Below are 18,679 nucleotides of genomic sequence, written 5' to 3'. Positions count from 1 at the left end.
CCTGGCCGGTTCAAATGCTGATGCGCAACTCGCTGCCGGGCTCGGGATTGACGCTGAGCTGTTCGACGATTTCATCCTGCAGGCGTCGGCACAGCTGCGGATCGGACAGCGGCTGGTGGTTTTCATCGGTCAGGAAGAACACGTCTTCCACGCGCTCGCCCAACGTGGCGATCTTGGCGTTCTGCAGTGACAGATCGAACTCCAGGAAGATCTTGCCCAGTCGCGCCAGCAGCCCGGGGCGATCCGGCGCGCTGAGTTCCAGCACCGTGACTGGCCGTTGTGCGTCGTTGGAAATCGTCACCACGGGCGCAAACGCGAAATGCTTGAGCTGGCGCGGCACCCGGCGCTTGATGATGGTCGGGTAATCGTCGGGGTTGCGCAGCGCCTCGGTCAGCCCTTCACGAATGGCCTTGATGCGCTCCGGGTTTTCACCGATCGAACCGCCTTCACTGTCGAGCACGATATAGGTATCGAGGGTGAACTGGCTGGTGGAGGTGATGACCCGGGCGTCGTGAATGTTCAGGTTCAGCTGGTCCATCGCCGCCACGGTCACGGCGAAGAAGTCATGCTGGTCGGGCGCATAAATGAATATCTGCGTGCCGCCTTCGAACTCGCGCTGGGTGGTTTCCTTGATCAGCACCAACGGGCCGCCATCGGCCGGCTGCTGCAAAATCGCGTCGCTGTGCCAGGCCACGTCACCTGCGGTGTGACGCAGGAAATAGTCATCACCCAGCTGGGACCACAATTGCTCGACATCGTCGGGATCAGTGCCGCTGCGCACCAGAATATCCAGGGCGGCGCTTTGGGTGCGACGGATCTGCTCCTCGCGGTCGACCGGATTCTCCAGCCCACGCTTGAGCGCGCGCTTGGTCTCGGTGTACAGCTGGCGCAACAGGCTGGCCCGCCACGAGTTCCACAGCGTCGGATTGGTCGCGTTGATGTCGGCGATGGTCAGCACGTAGAGGTAGTCCAGATGCACTTCATCGCCGACGAACTGGGCGAAGTCGTGAATCACCTGCGGGTCGGACAAGTCCTTGCGCTGGGCGGTGGTCGACATCACCAGATGGTTCTGCACCAGCCAGACAATCAGCTGGGTGTCCCAGTGGGGCAGGTGATGACGAATGCCGAACGCTTCGGCATCCACCGCGCCCAGTTCCGAATGATCGCCGCCGCGGCCCTTGCCGATGTCGTGGTACAGCCCGGCCAGATAAATAAGCTCGGGCTTGGGCAGTCTGGCCATGAGCTTGCTGGCCAGCGGGAATTTCTCTGACACCTGGGTGTATTGCAGCTTACGCAGGTGCTTGATCAGGTTCAGCGTATGGGCGTCGACCGTGTAGATGTGGAACAGGTCGTGCTGCATTTGCCCGACGATGTGGCCGAACTCTGGCAGGTACAGCCCGAGAATGCCGTAACGGTTCATCCGCCGCAGGTTGCGGTGGATGCCGATCTCGCATTTGAACAACTCGATGAACAGGCTGGTGTTGCGGATATCGTTGCGGAAATCGTCGTTGATCAGGTAGCGGTGTTCCCGCAGCAGCCGGATGGTGTCGGCGCGCACGCCTTTTATTTCCGGGCGCTGCGCCATCAGCACGAAGATCTCGAGCATCGCGAACGGCGTGCGCTTGAAAACGTTTGGATGAGTCGCTTCGATGTAGCCGTCATGCAGCTGGAAGCGCGAGTTGATCGTCTCGGTGACCGTGCCTTCATCGTCCGCGAGAATCACTTCTTCGAAGTGCTGGATGATCAGGTCGCTGAGCTGCGCAATGCTCATGACCTCCCGGTAGTACTTCTGCATGAAGCGCTCTATGGCCAGCTTGGCGTCACTGTCTTCGTAACCCAGCAGGCGCGCGATGCTGGTCTGGTAATCGAACAGCAGTCGGTCTTCGGAACGACCGGCCAGCATGTGCAGCGCATAACGGACCTTCCAGAGAAATTCCTGGGAGGACGCCAGCAGCGCGTTTTCGCTCTCCAGCAGAAAACCCTCGTCGGCCAGTGCGTGCAGATTCAGCGTGCCGTACTGGCGACGGGCAACCCAGAGAATGGTCTGAATATCCCGCAGCCCGCCGGGCGAGCCTTTGACGTTGGGCTCAAGGTTGTACTCAGTGTCGAAATATTTGTGATGACGGTTCTTCTGCTCGGCGCGTTTGGCCAGGAAGAACTCCTTGCTCGGCCACATTTCGCGGGTGCTGGTGACGGCGAGCATGCGTTGACGCAGTCGCTCGGGGCCGGCAATCGTGCGGCTCTCCATCAAATTCGTAATGACGGTGAGATCGGCCCGTGCCTCGGTGACGCATTCGTCCACTGAGCGCACGCTCTGACCGACCTCCAGGCCGATGTCCCACAGCAGCGTCAGAAAACGCTCGATGGAATCGCGGAAAACCTCATGGTCGGCGCTGTCCAGCAGGATCAGCAGATCAATGTCGGAGTAGGGGTGCAGTTCGCCGCGACCGTAGCCGCCGACCGCCAGCAGGGCGATGTCGGCGTCTTCGCTCCAGTCGAACTGATCCCAGGCCTGCTGCAGGATGTTATCGACGAACCAGGCGCGGTCTTCGATCAGGCGGCGAATTTCACGGCCTGACTTGAAGCGTCCGTCCAGCACTTCACGCGCCTGACGGATAGCTTTCTTGAAGGCGGGTATGGGGCTGGCCTTCAGTGCCAGCTCGGCCTGAAACTGGCCGCGATCGAACAAATCTGGGTCCACCTGCGGCATCGAACTGCTTTCCTTCTATCTATACCGACCGTGCTAAACCGACCGTGCTGGCTGTAACGACCACAATGGCGAGTGGCGTCGCGATCAGGCCGAGGTGCGGGCGATGGTGTCATCGCTGCGCAGGGTGAAGATTTCGTAGCCGGTCGCGGTCACCAGAATGGTGTGCTCCCACTGCGCCGACAGCTTGCGGTCCTTGGTGATGGCTGTCCAGCCGTCGCCCAGCAAGCGGGTGTCAGCCTTGCCCTGATTGATCATCGGTTCGATGGTGAAGGTCATGCCTTCCTTGAGCTCCATTCCCTTACCGGCCTCGCCGTAGTGCAGAATTTGCGGCTCTTCATGGAAGACCCTGCCGATGCCGTGGCCGCAGTATTCGCGGACGACGGAGAAGCCGTTCTTTTCGGCATGTTTCTGGATCACTTCGCCGATATCGCCCAGGCGCGCACCGGGCTTGACCACTTCGATGCCTTTATAAAGGCACTCTTGGGTGACGCGGGACAAACGCTCGGCCCACTCAGGCACCTTGCCCACGTGGAACATCTTGCTGGTATCACCGTGGTAGCCGTCCTTGATGACGGTCACGTCGATGTTCAGCACGTCACCATTCTTGAGCGGCTTCTCGTTCGGAATGCCGTGGCAGACGACATGGTTGATCGAGGTACAGATGGATTTCGGGAAACCCTTGTAATTCAGCGGCGCCGGAATGGCTTTCTGCTCGTTGACGATGTAATCGTGGCAGAGGCGGTCCAGCTCGTCGGTGGTTACGCCAGGCTTTACATGGGCGCCGATCATTTCCAGCACGTCGGCAGCCAGGCGGCCGGCAATTCGCATCTTTTCGATGTCTTCGGGGGTTTTCAGTGTCACGGTCATTAAACAGGCTCTCTCGGCGCGGCGCAGCCACGGCTTGATACGGAAAAAACGCGATTCTACCAGACCGTCGTCAGGCGGGTTATCATCCCGTCTCCCTTCGAGCAGGCAGGGTGCCTGACGGCTCGCACGAGGGAGGCAAAAGCGTCGGGAAAACAGGCTCTTATTTCGAGTTCCGTTATCCGGTTTTTTGTGATATAAAATGCGCCGCTTTACGGGGTCTGCCCCGAAAGCTCTAACCCACACACGTGTCGACACGATGACCTGGGTGCCTTCGGCTCAAGCCGCTGGTTGGTCATTGGGATACGTGGAGGCCTAACCCGACTTATCAAGGAACTATCATGTCCCAAGTCAACATGCGCGATATGCTGAAGGCCGGTGTGCACTTCGGTCACCAGACCCGTTACTGGAACCCGAAAATGGGTAAATACATTTTCGGCGCGCGCAACAAGATTCACATCATCAACCTTGAAAAAACCCTGCCTATGTTCAACGAAGCTTTGACTTTCGTTGAGCGCCTGGCCCAGGGCAAAAACAAGATTCTGTTCGTCGGCACCAAGCGTTCCGCTGGCAAGATCGTTGCTGAAGAAGCAGCACGTTGCGGTTCGCCGTACGTCGATCACCGCTGGTTGGGCGGCATGCTGACCAACTTCAAGACCATCCGCGCTTCCATCAAGCGTCTGCGTGATCTCGAAGTCCAGGCAGAAGACGGCACGTTCACCAAGCTGACCAAGAAAGAGGCGCTGATGCGCACTCGCGATCTGGAAAAGCTGGATCGTAGCCTGGGTGGTATCAAGGACATGGGCGGTCTGCCAGACGCCCTGTTCGTTATCGACGTTGATCACGAGCGCATCGCGATCACCGAAGCCAACAAGCTGGGTATCCCGGTCATCGGCGTTGTCGACACCAACAGCAGCCCTGAAGGCGTTGACTACATCATCCCGGGCAACGATGACGCAATCCGCGCCATTCAGTTGTACATGGGTTCGATGGCTGACGCTGTAATCCGTGGTCGCAACAACAATGCTGGCGGCACCGACGTTTACGCTGAAGAAGCTCCAGCGGCAACTGTTGAAGGCTGAGTAACAAACGCCTGGCGTTGACTCAGTACGCAAAAAGGGGGCTTGGCCCCCTTTTTGCCACCTCGAAAACCATCTGACGTTGCCATCGATCTTATTGTCATGTGCAGCAGTCACCATGGATTTTCAAGAATTTGAACGCCCGCATTGCGGGTGGAATGGTTGAAGACCTATCCAAGAGGATTTTGAAATGGCAGAGATTACTGCAGCGTTGGTCAAAGAACTGCGCGAGCGTACCGGCGAAGGCATGATGGATTGCAAAAAGGCCTTGACCAAGGCTGGCGGCGACATCGAGAAAGCCATCGACGATATGCGTGCTTCGGGCGCAATCAAGGCAGCCAAGAAAGCAGGCAACGTTGCTGCTGAAGGCGCCATCGCCATCAAGGACGACGGCAAAGCCGCAGTCCTGATCGAAGTCAACTCCCAGACCGACTTCCTGGCTCTGCAGGATGACTTCAAGGCATTCGTCGCTAAAAGCGTCGAGAAAGCCTTCGCTGACAAGCTGACCACCGTTGAGCCTCTGGTTGAAGCGATGGAAGCTGATCGTCTGGTTCTGGTCGGCAAGGTTGGCGAGAACGTCAACATCCGTCGTCTGGCGCGCATCGAAGGCGACGTTCTGGGTTCGTACCTGCACGGCAACAAGATCGGTGTGGTTGTCGTCCTCAAGGGCGGCGATGCAGAGCTGGCCAAAGACATCGCGATGCACGTAGCAGCGACCAACCCTGAGTTCCTGCTGCCTTCGGACGTTTCCCCGGAAGCGATCGAGCGCGAGAAGAATGTCTTCATGCAACTGAACGAAGACAAGCTGAAAGGCAAACCTGCTGAAATCGCCGAGAAGATGGTTGGCGGTCGTATCAGCAAGTTCCTGGCTGAAGCCAGCCTGGTTGAGCAAGCGTTCGTCAAGAACCCGGAAATCAAGGTCGGTGAACTGGCCAAGAAAGCCGGCGCTGAAATCGTTTCCTTCACCTACTTCAAAGTAGGCGAAGGCATCGAGAAGCCAGTCGACAACTTCGCTGAAGAAGTCGCTGCTCAAGTAGCTGCAAGCAAGCAATAAGACGGTTTCCAACTGTCGCCCCGAAGAGGCTGCCCGCTCACGCGCGCAGCCTCTTTGTCAAAGCGGTACGCGGAATTGTTATTGCTGCACGGAATTTGTTTTTGCAGGAAGTTGGGCCTACGAGGCTGCAATTCCCTGAAGCAGTGACCTAGAGTTAGCGCAGGTCGAAAACGGCCCGCAACTCGAACGATTTTTTTCAAACGCCGCAGGAGAGATTCGCAATGGCTCAGCAGGGCAGTGGCTATCAAGCTCGCTATAAACGCATTCTACTCAAGCTCAGCGGCGAGGCCCTGATGGGGTCGGAAGAGTTCGGCATCGACCCCAAGGTGCTGGATCGCATGGCCCTTGAAGTTGGTCAGTTGGTCGGCATCGGCGTTCAGGTCGGCCTGGTCATCGGTGGCGGTAACCTGTTCCGCGGCGCAGCGCTGAGCGCGGCCGGCATGGATCGGGTCACTGGCGACCACATGGGCATGCTGGCCACCGTAATGAATGCGCTGGCCATGCGTGACGCGCTGGAGCGCGCCAACATCTCGGCCATCGTGATGTCGGCCATTTCCATGGTGGGCGTGACCGATCACTACGACCGTCGCAAAGCCATGCGTCACCTGAATGCCAAGGAAGTCGTGATTTTCGCGGCCGGTACCGGCAATCCGTTCTTCACCACGGATTCAGCAGCGTGCCTGCGCGCGATCGAGATCGACGCTGATGTCGTGCTGAAAGCAACCAAGGTCGATGGTGTGTACACTGCCGATCCATTCAAGGACCCGCATGCCGAGAAGTTCGATCGTCTGACCTATGACGAAGTGCTGGATCGCAAGCTGGGTGTAATGGATCTGACAGCCATCTGTCTGTGTCGTGACCACAAGATGCCACTGCGTGTCTTCAATATGAACAAGCCCGGCGCCCTGCTGAACATCGTGCATGGCGGCGCGGAAGGTACTTTGATCGAGGAAGGCGAACAATGATCAACGAAATCAAGAAAGACGCTCAAGAGCGGATGAAGAAATCCCTTGAGTCCCTGGCCCATGCATTCGGCCAGATCCGTACCGGCAAGGCCCACCCGAGCATTCTCGGCAGTGTGATGGTGCCGTACTACGGTTCCGACACCCCGTTGAGCGGCGTGGCCAACGTGACCGTGAAGGACTCCCGTACGCTGCAGGTCGTGGCGTTCGAGCGCAACATGCTTTCTGCGGTCGACAAGGCCATTCAGAGTGCTGGTCTGAACCTCAACCCGACCAACCTGGGCGAGATGCTGTTGATCTCCATGCCTGCTCTGACGGAAGAGACCCGCAAGGGTTTCACCAAGCAGGCGCGCAGTGCCGCAGAAGACGCTCGCGTTGCCGTGCGTAACATCCGTCGTGACGCTTTGGGTGAGCTGAAGAAGCTGGTCAAGGACAAGGAAATCAGCGAAGACGAAGAGCGCCGCGCTGCTGCTGACATCCAGAAGCTGACGGACAAGGCTGAGGCTGACATCGACGCCGCGACCAAGTCCAAAGAAGCGGACCTGATGGCCGTATAAGGGCCGGGAAGCTTTCATGGATAAGACAAAGCTGGCTGCGCCGGCATCGGTGCCGCGTCATGTCGCGATCATCATGGATGGGAACAACCGTTGGGCCAAAAAGCGCCTGCTACCCGGTGTAGCGGGCCACAAGGCCGGGGTCGATGCTGTTCGTGCCGTGATTGAAGTCTGTGCAGAGGCCAAGGTCGAAGTGCTGACCTTGTTCGCGTTCTCCAGCGAGAACTGGCAGCGCCCGGCGGAAGAGGTCGGCGCACTGATGGAGTTGTTTTTCACGGCGCTGCGTCGCGAAACCAAGCGCCTGAACGAGAACGGCATCAGTCTGCGCATCATCGGCGACCGTTCGCGGTTTCATCCCGAGCTTCAGGCCGCCATCCGCGAAGCCGAGCAGCGCACGGCTGAAAACAGCCGCTTTGTTTTGCAGATTGCCGCCAACTACGGCGGTCAGTGGGATATCGCTCAGGCAGCCCAGCGGCTGGCCCGTGAAGTTCAGGCAGGCCACTTGCGGCCGGACGACATCACTCCGGAGCTTCTGCAGACGTGCCTGGCCACTGGCGATCTGCCGTTGCCCGACCTCTGCATCCGCACGGGCGGCGAGCACCGCATCAGCAACTTCCTGCTCTGGCAGCTGGCCTATGCCGAGCTGTATTTCTCCGACCTGTTCTGGCCGGACTTCAAACACGATGCCATGCGCACTGCGCTGGCCGATTTCGCTTCTCGCCAACGCCGCTTCGGGAAAACCAGCGAGCAGGTAGAAGCTGGAGCCCGCGCTTAATGCTTAAACAACGAATCATCACTGCGCTGATCCTTGCGCCGCTGGCCCTGTGCGGTTTCTTCCTGCTCGAAGGCGGCAGCTTTGCATTGTTCATTGGTGCAGTCGTCGTGCTCGGCGCATGGGAGTGGGCGCGTCTCTCCGGCTTCGAGGCGCAATCTTCCCGCGTTCTGTACGCCGTGGTGGTCGCTGCGCTGCTGTTTCTGTTGTACCTGTTGCCCGACCTCGCGCCTTGGTTGCTGGTGGCGGCGCTGATCTGGTGGCTGGTGGCAACCTGGCTGGTGCTGACCTATCCCGAGTCCAGCGAGCACTGGTCCAGTGCCATCTGCAAGCTGCTGATCGGTTTGCTGATACTGCTGCCGGCGTGGCAGGGTCTGGTGCTGATCAAGCAAATGCCGCTGGGCAACTGGCTGATCCTGTCGGTGATGATTCTGGTGTGGGGTGCCGACATTGGCGCCTATTTCTCCGGCAAGGCATTCGGCAAGCGCAAGCTGGCGCCGAAGGTCAGCCCGGGTAAAAGCTGGGAAGGCCTTTATGGTGGTCTGGCGGCGTGCCTGCTGATCACTGCGGCGGTGGGTGTCTATCGCGGCTGGTCGCTGGGCGAAATCATCTTCGCGCTGGTGTGTGCGGCGATCGTCGTGCTGATCTCGGTCGTCGGTGACCTCACTGAGAGCATGTTCAAGCGCAAATCCGGGCTCAAGGACAGCAGCAACCTGCTTCCGGGCCACGGTGGTGTGCTGGATCGCATCGACAGCCTGACCGCTGCCATTCCGGTGTTCGCATTGCTGCTCTGGGCCGCCCAGGACTGGGGCGTGATGTGAGTACGCCTCAGCTCATTACCGTGCTTGGCGCGACGGGCTCGGTCGGGTTAAGTACGCTGGACGTCATTGCACGGCACCCGTCGCGGTACCAGGTGTTTGCCCTGACGGGCTACACGCGTCTGGCCGAGCTGCTGGCGTTGTGCGTTCGCCATACCCCGCAATTCGCCGTGGTTCCGACGACAGCCGCCGCGCGGCAGTTGCAGGACGACCTGCGCGCCGCGGGTCTCGATACCCGCGTGCTGGTGGGGGAGGGCGGGCTCTGTGAGGTGTCTGCACACCCTCTGGTGGATACCGTGCTGGCCGCGATCGTCGGTGCCGCCGGTTTGCGTCCGACCCTGGCCGCTGTCGAGGCGGGCAAGAAGGTCCTGCTGGCCAACAAAGAAGCGCTGGTCATGTCCGGCGCCTTGTTCATGCAGGCTGTTCGTCGCAGTGGGACGGTGCTGCTGCCGCTTGACAGCGAACACAACGCGATCTTCCAGTGCTTGCCGCGTGATTACGAAAGCGGTCTCGAGAAGGTTGGCGTCAGGCGCATTCTGCTGACCGCATCCGGTGGCCCGTTCCGGCAGACACCGCTCGCCGAGCTGGAGCACGTTTCCCCGGATCAGGCCTGCGCCCATCCCAACTGGTCCATGGGCCGCAAGATTTCCGTCGATTCCGCCAGCATGATGAACAAGGGCCTTGAGCTGATCGAAGCCTGCTGGCTGTTCGACACGACGCACGCGCGGATCGAGGTGGTCATTCACCCTCAGAGCGTGATCCATTCGATGGTCGATTACGTCGACGGTTCGGTGCTCGCGCAGTTGGGTAATCCCGACATGCGTACGCCGATTGCTCACGCGCTGGCCTGGCCCGAGCGCATCGACTCAGGTGTCTCGCCGCTGGATCTGTTCAGCATCGCGCGGCTGGACTTCGAGGCACCGGACGAAGTGCGCTTCCCATGCCTGCGTCTGGCACGGCAAGCTGCTGAGGCGGGCGACAGTGCACCTGCGGTACTGAATGCTGCCAATGAAGTCGCGGTCGCGGCGTTTCTGGACAAGCGCATTCGCTACCCGGAAATCGCGAGTATGATCGACGAGGTTCTGAACCTCGAGCCCGTCGTCGCCGTGTCCGAGCTGGAGACGGTTTTCGAGATCGATGCGCGAGCGCGTGCGCTGGCTGAGCAATGGCTAGGGCGCAATGGTCGCTAGGCAGTCGGTTCAGGCAGTAATGTTTCTTATGATTCGCAGGCAATGTGGGCTTCAACGCACCGCTAGATCGGTACCCGGAGAGCAGCGATGAGCGCGCTATACATGATTGTCGGCACCCTGGTTGCGCTGGGCGTGCTGGTGACGTTTCACGAGTTCGGCCACTTCTGGGTGGCCCGCCGCTGTGGCGTCAAAGTCCTGCGTTTTTCGGTGGGCTTTGGCATGCCGTTGTTGCGCTGGAGTGATCGAAAGGGCACCGAATACGTCGTGGCGGCGATTCCGCTCGGCGGCTACGTGAAAATGCTCGACGAACGGGAGGGCGACGTCCCCCCCGAGCTGGCTGATCAGTCTTTTAACCGCAAGTCGGTCTACCAGCGTATCGCTATCGTGATTGCCGGCCCGGTCGCCAACTTTCTGCTGGCGATTGTATTTTTCTGGGTACTCGCCATGCTGGGCAGCCAGCAGGTGCGGCCTGTGGTGGGCGGCGTCGAGCCAGGCAGTATTGCGGAAAAGGCCGGGCTGAGTTCCGGTCAGGAAATTGTCTCGGTGGATGGCGAAGCCGTCACCGGGTGGGCCGGCGTGAACCTGCAACTGGTGCGTCGCCTGGGTGAGAGCGGCAGCATCGCGTTGAAGGTTCGCGAGCAGGGTTCTGACGTGGAAACCCCACGTTCGCTGGTGCTCAACGACTGGCTCAAGGGCGCAGCCGAGCCGGACCCTATTCGTTCGCTGGGTATTCGTCCATGGCGTCCAGCCCTGCCGCCGGTTCTGGCAGAGCTCGATCCGAAAGGCCCTGCACAAACCGCAGGTCTTAAAACCGGTGACCGTCTGCTGGCGCTTAATGACGAGCCTGTCGACGAATGGCAGAAGGTCGTGGACTGGGTTCGTGTCCATCCCGACACGCGGATTTCCGTGCGCGTCGAGCGTGACGGCGCTCAGCTGAATGTGCCTGTCGATCTGGTTACACGGGGCGAAGGCGCTGCGGCGACCGGGTATCTGGGTGCGGGCGTGAAAGGTGTGGATTGGCCGCCGGAGATGTTGCGCGAGGTGAGCTATGGCCCTGTAGCCGCCGTGGCAGAAGGCGCGCGGCTTACCTGGACCATGAGCGTGCTCACGCTCGATTCGCTGAAGAAAATGTTGTTCGGCGAGCTCTCGGTAAAAAACTTGAGCGGACCGATAACCATTGCTAAAGTGGCGGGCGCTTCGGCCCAGTCAGGCGTAGGTGACTTCCTGAATTTCCTCGCTTATCTGAGCATAAGCCTGGGTGTTCTCAATTTGCTGCCCATACCCGTGCTGGATGGGGGGCACTTGCTGTTTTATCTGATCGAGTGGGCGCGTGGTCGACCACTGTCAGAGAAGGTGCAGGGCTGGGGGGTTCAGATCGGTATCAGTCTGGTGGTTGGAGTGATGTTGCTCGCACTGGTCAACGATCTGGGACGACTGTAAAAGCTACGCCGAATTGTGAATCTGCCGCATTTTGCGGCAGTTTGTTTATTGCCAGTTGGAATAAGAAAGGACTTCATGAAACGTCTGCTGCTAACTGCGGTTCTCGCCGTACTGATGATCGCCGAAGTTCACGCCGAGTCCTTCACTATCTCCGATATCCGTGTCAACGGTCTGCAGCGGGTTTCCGCCGGCAGCGTGTTTGGCGCGCTGCCGTTGAACGTGGGTGAACAGGCCGATGATGGGCGTCTTGTCGACGCAACTCGCGCGCTGTTCAAAACCGGATTTTTCCAGGACATCCAGCTGGGCCGCGACGGCAACGTCCTGGTCATCACAGTTGTCGAGCGTCCGTCGGTTTCGAGTATCGAGATCGAAGGCAACAAAGCGATCACCACTGAGGACCTGATGAAGGGTCTGAAGCAGTCGGGTCTGGCCGAAGGCGAGATTTTCCAGCGTGCAACGCTGGAAGGCGTGCGCAACGAGCTGCAACGTCAGTACGTTGCACAGGGTCGCTACTCTGCAGAAGTTGCCACCGAAGTCGTGCCGCAGCCGCGTAACCGTGTGGGTCTGAAGATCAACATCAACGAGGGCGCAGTTGCCGCCATCCAGCACATCAACGTGGTGGGCAACTCGGTCTTCCCTGAAGACGATCTGGTGGATCTGTTCGAACTGAAGACCACCAACTGGCTTTCGTTCTTCAAGAACGACGACAAGTACGCCCGTGAGAAGCTCTCCGGTGACCTGGAACGTCTGCGTTCGTACTACCTCGACCGCGGCTATATCAACATGGATATCGCCTCGACTCAGGTATCCATCACGCCCGACAAGAAGAGCGTGTACATCACCGTCAACATTCATGAAGGCGAGAAGTACAGCGTCAAGTCGGTCAAGCTGAGCGGTGACCTCAAGGTCCCTGAAGATCAGGTCAAATCGCTGCTGCTGGTCAAGCCGGGCCAGGTGTTCTCCCGTAAGGTGATGACCACCACCTCCGAGCTGATCACCCGCCGTCTGGGTAACGAGGGTTACACCTTCGCCAACGTCAACGGTGTGCCGACCCCGAACGATGAAGACCACACGGTCGATATCACTTTCGTCGTCGATCCGGGCAAGCGTGCTTACGTCAACCGCATCAACTTCCGTGGCAACACCAAGACAGCGGACGAAGTGCTGCGTCGCGAAATGCGTCAGATGGAAGGCGGCTGGGCCTCCACTTACCTGATCGACCAGTCCAAGACCCGTCTTGACCGTCTGGGCTTCTTCAAGGAAGTGAACGTTGAAACCCCGGCGGTGCCTGGAACCGACGATCAGGTAGACGTGAACTACGCCGTTGAAGAGCAGGCGTCCGGTTCGATCACCGCCAGTGTCGGCTTTGCGCAGAGCGCGGGTCTGATCCTCGGTGGCTCCATCAGCCAGAACAACTTCCTGGGTACGGGTAACAAGGTCAGCATCGGCCTGACCAAAAGCGAATACCAGACCCGTTACAACTTCAGCTACGTCGATCCGTACTTCACGCCGGACGGTGTGAGCCTTGGCTACAGCGCTTTCTACCGCAAGACCGACTACGACGACCTTGACGTCGACGTAGCGAGCTATTCGGTTGACAGCCTGGGTGCCGGCATCAACATGGGCTACCCGATCAGCGAGACTTCTCGTTTGAACTTCGGCCTGTCGGTACAGAAGGATGAGCTGAGCACCGGTAAGTACACCGTCGATGAGATCTTCGACTTCATCGAGAAGGAAGGCGACAGCTTCACCAACTTCAAGGCGTCGGTGGGCTGGTCCGAGTCGACACTCAACAAAGGCACGTTGCCGACCCGTGGTAGCTCCCAGAGCCTGACCCTGGAAACCACCATTCCGGGCAGCGACCTGGCATTCTATAAACTTGATTACCGCGGTCAGTTGTTCCACCCGATCACCAACAACTACACCCTGCGTCTGCACTCGGAGCTGGGTTATGGGGACGGTTATGGTTCGACCTCCGGCCTGCCGTTCTACGAGAACTACTACGCCGGTGGCTTCAACTCAGTGCGTGGCTTCAAGGACAGCACGCTTGGTCCGCGCAGTACGCCTAGTAATGGCAAGCGTGGCACTACTATCGACCCGGATCAGGATCCACTGCCATTCGGCGGCAACGTGCTGATCACCGGTGGCGCCGAGATCCTGTTCCCGCTGCCCTTCATCAAGGACCAGCGCTCGCTGCGCACCTCGATTTTTTGGGATGTGGGTAATACGTTCAATACCAACTGCGGCTCGCAGAAGACCACACTCGACAACCAAAAAGTCGAATGCAACGGCCCCGACCTCTCCGGTCTTGCAAGCTCCGTCGGTGTCGGCGTGACGTGGGTGACTGCACTGGGTCCGTTGAGTTTTGCCCTGGCGATGCCGGTCAAGAAACCGGACGACAGCACCGAAACCCAGGTCTTCCAATTCTCTCTCGGTCAGACCTTCTAAGGGTCTGATCACTGCTAACGACAACGGATTCTGTAGGAGTTACATCGTGCGTAAGTTGACCCAATTGGCATTGCTGGCAACGGTTCTGATCGCAGGCCCGGCATTTGCTGACATGAAAATCGCAGTACTGAACTACCAAATGGCCCTGCTCGAATCCGACGCAGCCAAACGGTACGCCGTGGATGCAGAGAAAAAATTCGGACCTCAGCTGACCAAACTCAAGGCTCTGGAAAGCAGCGCCAAAGGCATTCAGGATCGTCTGGTCGCCGGTGGCGACAAAATGGCCCAGCCTGAGCGCGAGCGTCTGGAGCTGGACTTCAAGCAAAAAGCCCGTGATTTCCAGTTCCAGTCCAAAGAGCTGAACGAAGCCAAGGCTGTTGCTGACCGCGACATGCTCAAGCAACTCAAGCCGAAGCTGGACCAGGCGGTAGAAGAAGTCATCAAGAAAGGCGGCTTTGACCTGGTGTTCGAGCGCGGTGCCGTGATTGACGTCAAGCCGCAATATGACGTCACTCGCCAGGTTATCGAGCGCATGAATCAGCTGAAGTAAGTTAATGACCGCGACCATCACACTCGGCCAATTGGCCGAGTTCCTCGGCGCCACCCTGCGTGGCCCGGCGGACAAGCAAATCACAGGACTGGCGACCTTGCAGGAAGCCGGTCCTGATCAGGTCAGTTTTCTGGCCAATCCTCAGTACCGAAAATTCCTCGCGACCACCCAGGCCGCTGCCGTGCTGCTCAAGCCGGCGGATGCGGAAGGATACGCCGCCGACGCATTGCTGGTGCCTGATCCTTACCTTGCATACGCCCGTATTTCCCATCTGTTCGATCCCAAGCCCAAAGCTGCCGTCGGCGTACACCCGACTGCCGTAGTGGCCGCAGACGCGTTCGTCGACCCGGCGGCCAGCGTCGGCGCTTATGCGGTCATCGAGAGCGGCGCACGGATTGCGGCGGGCGTGACCATTGGTGCGCAGTGCTTCATCGGTGCGCGCAGCGTGATCGGCGAGGGCGGCTGGCTTGCCCCCCGTGTCACGCTGTATCACGACGTCCGTATCGGGCAGCGTGTGGTGATCCAGTCCGGTGCGGTGTTGGGCGGTGAAGGTTTTGGTTTCGCCAACGAGAAAGGCGTCTGGCAGAAGATCGCGCAGATCGGCGGTGTGACCATCGGTGACGATGTCGAGATTGGCGTCAACACCGCCATCGACCGCGGCGCCATGGATGACACCCGTATCGGCAATGGCGTGAAGCTGGATAACCAGATTCAGATCGCCCACAACGTCCAGATCGGCGATCACACGGCCATGGCCGCGTGTGTCGGCATTTCGGGCAGCGCGAAGATCGGCAAGCATTGCATGCTCGCCGGCGGTGTAGGGCTGGTGGGACATATCGAGATTTGCGACGGGGTTTTCGTCACCGGCATGACCATGGTCACCCGGTCGATCACCGAGCCCGGCTCGTATTCTTCGGGGACGGCGATGCAGCCGGCTGCGGAGTGGCGCAAGAGCGCGGCACGCATGCGTCATCTCGACGACATGGCGCGACGCCTGCAGCACCTGGAAAAGATTGTCGAGGCAGTGACCTCAGGCGGTAAAGTTTCATCTGATGGCTGATACCTTTTTCTTATCAAGCGTGCACAGCCGATAAACTGCCTCCTTGATTTGCTAGAGGAGTGACGCGCGTTAGTCGCGCCCTCCCACTCTTTACTACAGGCTTCCTTTCGAAATGATGGACATCAACGAAATCCGCGAATATCTGCCGCACCGTTACCCGTTCCTGCTTGTGGACCGTGTGGTGGAGCTGGATGTCGAGACCAAGAGCATTCGTGCCTACAAGAACGTCAGCATCAACGAGCCTTTCTTCAACGGTCACTTTCCGCAGCACCCGATCATGCCTGGCGTGCTGATCATTGAGGCCATGGCTCAAGCTGCCGGCATCCTGGGTTTCAAGATGCTCGATGTGAAGCCTGCCGATGGCACCCTGTATTACTTCGTCGGCTCCGACAAGCTGCGCTTCCGCCAGCCCGTGCTGCCGGGTGATCAGCTGATCCTCGAAGCGAAGTTCCTGAGCTGCAAGCGGCAGATCTGGAAGTTCGAGTGCCAGGCATCGGTTGATGGCAAGCCGGTGTGCTCGGCTGAAATCATCTGTGCGGAACGCAAACTATGAGTTTGATTGACTCTCGCGCAATCATCGATCCGACGGCCGTGCTGGCCGACAATGTGGAGGTCGGCCCGTGGTCGATCGTCGGACCTGGTGTGGAAATCGGCGAGGGTACAGTGATCGGTCCGCATGTGATCCTGCGCGGCCCGACCAAGATCGGTAAACACAACCACATCTACCAGTTTTCTTCGGTAGGTGAGGACACGCCTGATCTGAAATACAAAGGTGAAGCGACGCGTCTGGTAATCGGTGACCACAACGTCATCCGCGAAGGCGTGACGATCCACCGTGGCACCATTCAGGACCGTGCGGAAACCACCCTGGGTGACCACAACCTGATCATGGCCTACGCGCACATCGGCCATGACAGCGTCATAGGCAATCACTGCATTCTGGTCAATAACACGGCGTTGGCCGGCCATGTGCACGTGGATGACTGGGCGATTCTGTCCGGGTTTACCCTGGTGCATCAGTACTGCCACATCGGCGCGCACAGCTTTTCCGGCATGGGCACTGCCATCGGCAAGGACGTTCCGGCGTTTGTCACCGTGTTTGGCAACCCGGCCGAAGCCCGCAGCATGAACTTCGAAGGCATGCGTCGTCGGGGGTTCTCCGAGGAAGCGATTCATGCGCTGCGCCGCGCCTACAAGACCGTCTACCGTCAGGGCCTGACCGTGGAACAGGCGATCGTCGAGCTGAGCGAACCCGCTGCGCAGTTCCCCGAAGTCGAGCTGTTCCTCACGTCCATCCAGTCTTCGACTCGCGGCATCACCCGCTGACCATGGCTCGCTTGCGTATTGCGCTGGTGGCCGGAGAGGCCTCCGGCGACATCCTCGGCTCCGGCTTGATGCGTGCGATCAAGGCGCGGCATCCGGACGCCGAATTCATCGGTGTCGGCGGGCCGCTCATGGAAGCCCAGGGCATGACGTCGTATTTTCCGATGGAGCGCCTGTCGGTCATGGGCCTCGTGGAAGTGCTGGGTCGCCTCAAAGAGCTGCTCGCCCGGCGCAAGTTGCTGATTCAGACCCTCATCGACGCAAAGCCGGATGTGTTCATCGGTATCGACGCGCCGGATTTCACCCTCAATATCGAGCTCAAGCTTCGTCAGGCCGGCATCAAGACCGTACATTACGTCAGCCCCTCGGTGTGGGCGTGGCGGCAGAAGCGTGTCCTGAAAATCCGCGAAGGCTGCAACCTGATGCTGACCCTCCTGCCGTTCGAAGCTCGTTTTTACGAAGAGAAGGGCGTGCCGGTGCGCTTTGTCGGGCATCCGCTGGCCGACGCCATTCCGCTGCAGGCGGATCAACGGGCCGCGCGTGCGGAACTTGGCCTGGGCGAAGGTCCGGTGGTTGCGTTGATGCCGGGCAGTCGCGGTGGCGAAGTCGGACGCCTCGGTGCGCTGTTTTTTGACGCAGCCGAGCGCCTGCTGGCCGCGCGCCCCGACATCCGTTTCGTGCTGCCCTGCGCCAGCCCTCAGCGCCGTGAACAGATTGAGCAACTTCTGCAAGACCGCGATCTTCCGCTCACCCTGCTCGACGGCCAGTCCCACGTGGCTCTGGCCGCGTGCAATGCCGTGCTGATCGCTTCCGGCACAGCGACCCTGGAAGCGTTGCTGTACAAACGACCGATGGTGGTTGCCTATCGTATGGCGCCACTGACTTACTGGATACTCAAGCGGATGGTGAAAAGCCCGTACGTGTCGCTGCCGAACTTGCTGGCCCAGCGGTTGCTGGTCCCGGAGCTTCTGCAGGACGCGGCGACCGCCGAAGCCCTGGCGCAGACGCTGTTGCCGTTGCTGGATAACGGCGACGCACAGACGGCTGGCTTCGACGCGATTCACCGAACCTTGCGTCGCGATGCGTCCAATCAGGCCGCCGAAGCGGTGTTGAACCTGATTGGCGCAACGCCTTCACAATGAGCAGGCAATCAATGCAAATGGGTCTGGACTTCAATCTTGTCGAGCATCTGGTCGCCGGTGTCGACGAAGTCGGCCGCGGCCCACTGTGTGGCGCCGTTGTCACTGCGGCCGTCATTCTTGATCCCAAGCGTCCGATTCTGGGCCTGAACGATTCGAAGAAGCTCACCGAAGCCAAGCGCGAAAGACTGTTCGACGAGATCTGCGAGAAAGCGCTGTGCTGGCACATCGCGCGGGCTGAAGTCGAAGAGATCGATGAGCTGAATATTCTTCACGCCACCATGCTGGCGATGAAGCGCGCGGTAGAAGGCTTGATCATCACGCCGAAGCTGGCGCTGATCGACGGCAATCGCTGCCCGCAGCTGTCGGTGCCCAGCGCGCCGGTCATTCAGGGCGATGCTCACGTGCCGGCCATTGCCGCCGCCTCGATTCTGGCCAAGGTCAGTCGCGACCGGGAAATGGCGCGCATGGAGCTGCTTTATCCGGGCTACGGCATCGGCGGCCATAAAGGTTATCCCACCGCCGTGCACCTTGAGGCCCTGGCGCGTTTGGGTCCAACGCCGATTCACCGGCGCTCGTTCGGTCCGGTCCGTCAAGCCTGGGCGGCGCGGGACATGATGGTCTCCACCGGTTTTATGTCGCTGCCACTCAGTTGATCGCGGGCTGATGTTTTTCTGAATGGCCGGTACAATCCGGCCTTCGTTTTTTGTGCACCA

Annotated in this window: 17 protein-coding genes; 15 read left to right on the top strand and 2 right to left on the bottom strand. The window is 59.5% G+C overall.

Translation table 11 applies throughout. The features are described from left to right. Window positions 1-10 precede the first annotated feature (10 nt). Entirely contained in the window at window positions 11-2,710 is a 2,700-nt protein-coding gene (locus BBI10_RS15635; protein ID WP_065989850.1) for a [protein-PII] uridylyltransferase, read from the bottom strand. 84 nt (window positions 2,711-2,794) lie between these two features. After that, window positions 2,795-3,577 (bottom strand): type I methionyl aminopeptidase, encoded by a 783-nt coding sequence (gene map, locus BBI10_RS15630; protein WP_065989849.1) that lies wholly within the window; start codon window positions 3,575-3,577, stop codon window positions 2,795-2,797. A gap of 338 nt (window positions 3,578-3,915) precedes the next feature. Between map and rpsB the strand changes: the two genes are divergently transcribed. The 15 genes from rpsB to rnhB all read left to right on the top strand — a co-directional run bounded on the left by rpsB (window position 3,916) and on the right by rnhB (window position 18,619). Then, entirely contained in the window at window positions 3,916-4,656 is a 741-nt protein-coding gene (gene rpsB, locus BBI10_RS15625; RefSeq protein WP_065989848.1) for a 30S ribosomal protein S2, read from the top strand. A 187-nt stretch (window positions 4,657-4,843) separates the two neighbouring features. Beyond that, a complete protein-coding gene (gene tsf, locus BBI10_RS15620; protein ID WP_065989847.1) occupies window positions 4,844-5,707 on the top strand; it encodes a translation elongation factor Ts in 864 nt (287 codons plus the stop codon). Between the two features lie 221 nt (window positions 5,708-5,928). Further along, window positions 5,929-6,672 (top strand): UMP kinase, encoded by a 744-nt coding sequence (gene pyrH / locus BBI10_RS15615; protein ID WP_037014256.1) that lies wholly within the window; start codon window positions 5,929-5,931, stop codon window positions 6,670-6,672. Continuing rightward, window positions 6,669-7,226 carry a ribosome recycling factor gene (gene frr, locus BBI10_RS15610; RefSeq protein WP_065989845.1) on the top strand — a complete coding sequence of 186 codons (558 nt, stop codon included), beginning with the start codon at window positions 6,669-6,671 and terminating at the stop codon, window positions 7,224-7,226. The genes pyrH and frr overlap by 4 nt, the downstream gene beginning before the upstream one ends. A gap of 16 nt (window positions 7,227-7,242) precedes the next feature. Further along, the gene (gene uppS / locus BBI10_RS15605) at window positions 7,243-7,998 is read left to right on the top strand and encodes a polyprenyl diphosphate synthase (protein WP_065989844.1); all 756 of its coding nucleotides are present in this window, start codon (window positions 7,243-7,245) and stop codon (window positions 7,996-7,998) included. Continuing rightward, on the top strand, window positions 7,998-8,816 hold the full coding sequence (locus BBI10_RS15600; protein WP_065989843.1) for a phosphatidate cytidylyltransferase: 819 nt from the start codon (window positions 7,998-8,000) through the stop codon (window positions 8,814-8,816). The genes uppS and BBI10_RS15600 overlap by 1 nt, the downstream gene beginning before the upstream one ends. Beyond that, entirely contained in the window at window positions 8,813-10,003 is a 1,191-nt protein-coding gene (gene ispC / locus BBI10_RS15595; RefSeq protein WP_065989838.1) for a 1-deoxy-D-xylulose-5-phosphate reductoisomerase, read from the top strand. The genes BBI10_RS15600 and ispC overlap by 4 nt, the downstream gene beginning before the upstream one ends. A gap of 87 nt (window positions 10,004-10,090) precedes the next feature. After that, entirely contained in the window at window positions 10,091-11,443 is a 1,353-nt protein-coding gene (gene rseP, locus BBI10_RS15590; protein WP_065989836.1) for an RIP metalloprotease RseP, read from the top strand. A gap of 75 nt (window positions 11,444-11,518) precedes the next feature. Further along, window positions 11,519-13,891: an outer membrane protein assembly factor BamA gene (bamA, locus tag BBI10_RS15585; RefSeq protein ID WP_065989835.1), complete on the top strand. Its 2,373-nt coding sequence runs from the start codon at window positions 11,519-11,521 to the stop codon at window positions 13,889-13,891. A gap of 46 nt (window positions 13,892-13,937) precedes the next feature. Next, window positions 13,938-14,441 (top strand): OmpH family outer membrane protein, encoded by a 504-nt coding sequence (locus tag BBI10_RS15580; RefSeq protein WP_037014235.1) that lies wholly within the window; start codon window positions 13,938-13,940, stop codon window positions 14,439-14,441. A gap of 4 nt (window positions 14,442-14,445) precedes the next feature. After that, window positions 14,446-15,501 carry a UDP-3-O-(3-hydroxymyristoyl)glucosamine N-acyltransferase gene (lpxD, locus tag BBI10_RS15575; RefSeq protein ID WP_065989834.1) on the top strand — a complete coding sequence of 352 codons (1,056 nt, stop codon included), beginning with the start codon at window positions 14,446-14,448 and terminating at the stop codon, window positions 15,499-15,501. 112 nt (window positions 15,502-15,613) lie between these two features. Then, window positions 15,614-16,054, top strand: a complete 441-nt coding sequence (fabZ, locus tag BBI10_RS15570; protein ID WP_037014232.1) for a 3-hydroxyacyl-ACP dehydratase FabZ — start codon at window positions 15,614-15,616, stop codon at window positions 16,052-16,054. Then, on the top strand, window positions 16,051-16,827 hold the full coding sequence (gene lpxA, locus BBI10_RS15565; protein WP_065989832.1) for an acyl-ACP--UDP-N-acetylglucosamine O-acyltransferase: 777 nt from the start codon (window positions 16,051-16,053) through the stop codon (window positions 16,825-16,827). Before fabZ ends, lpxA begins: the two co-directional genes overlap by 4 nt. A gap of 2 nt (window positions 16,828-16,829) precedes the next feature. Then, window positions 16,830-17,966: a lipid-A-disaccharide synthase gene (lpxB, locus tag BBI10_RS15560; protein ID WP_065989830.1), complete on the top strand. Its 1,137-nt coding sequence runs from the start codon at window positions 16,830-16,832 to the stop codon at window positions 17,964-17,966. An 11-nt stretch (window positions 17,967-17,977) separates the two neighbouring features. Next, on the top strand, window positions 17,978-18,619 hold the full coding sequence (gene rnhB, locus BBI10_RS15555) for a ribonuclease HII (RefSeq protein WP_065989828.1): 642 nt from the start codon (window positions 17,978-17,980) through the stop codon (window positions 18,617-18,619). Window positions 18,620-18,679: the final 60 nt, after the last annotated feature.

Source organism: Pseudomonas graminis (assembly GCF_001705435.1).
In the GTDB taxonomy this organism is placed as follows: Bacteria; Pseudomonadota; Gammaproteobacteria; order Pseudomonadales; family Pseudomonadaceae; genus Aquipseudomonas; species Aquipseudomonas graminis_B.
Note: the sequence above shows the minus strand (reverse complement) of the source record. Positions and strands in the feature narration are given on the sequence as shown.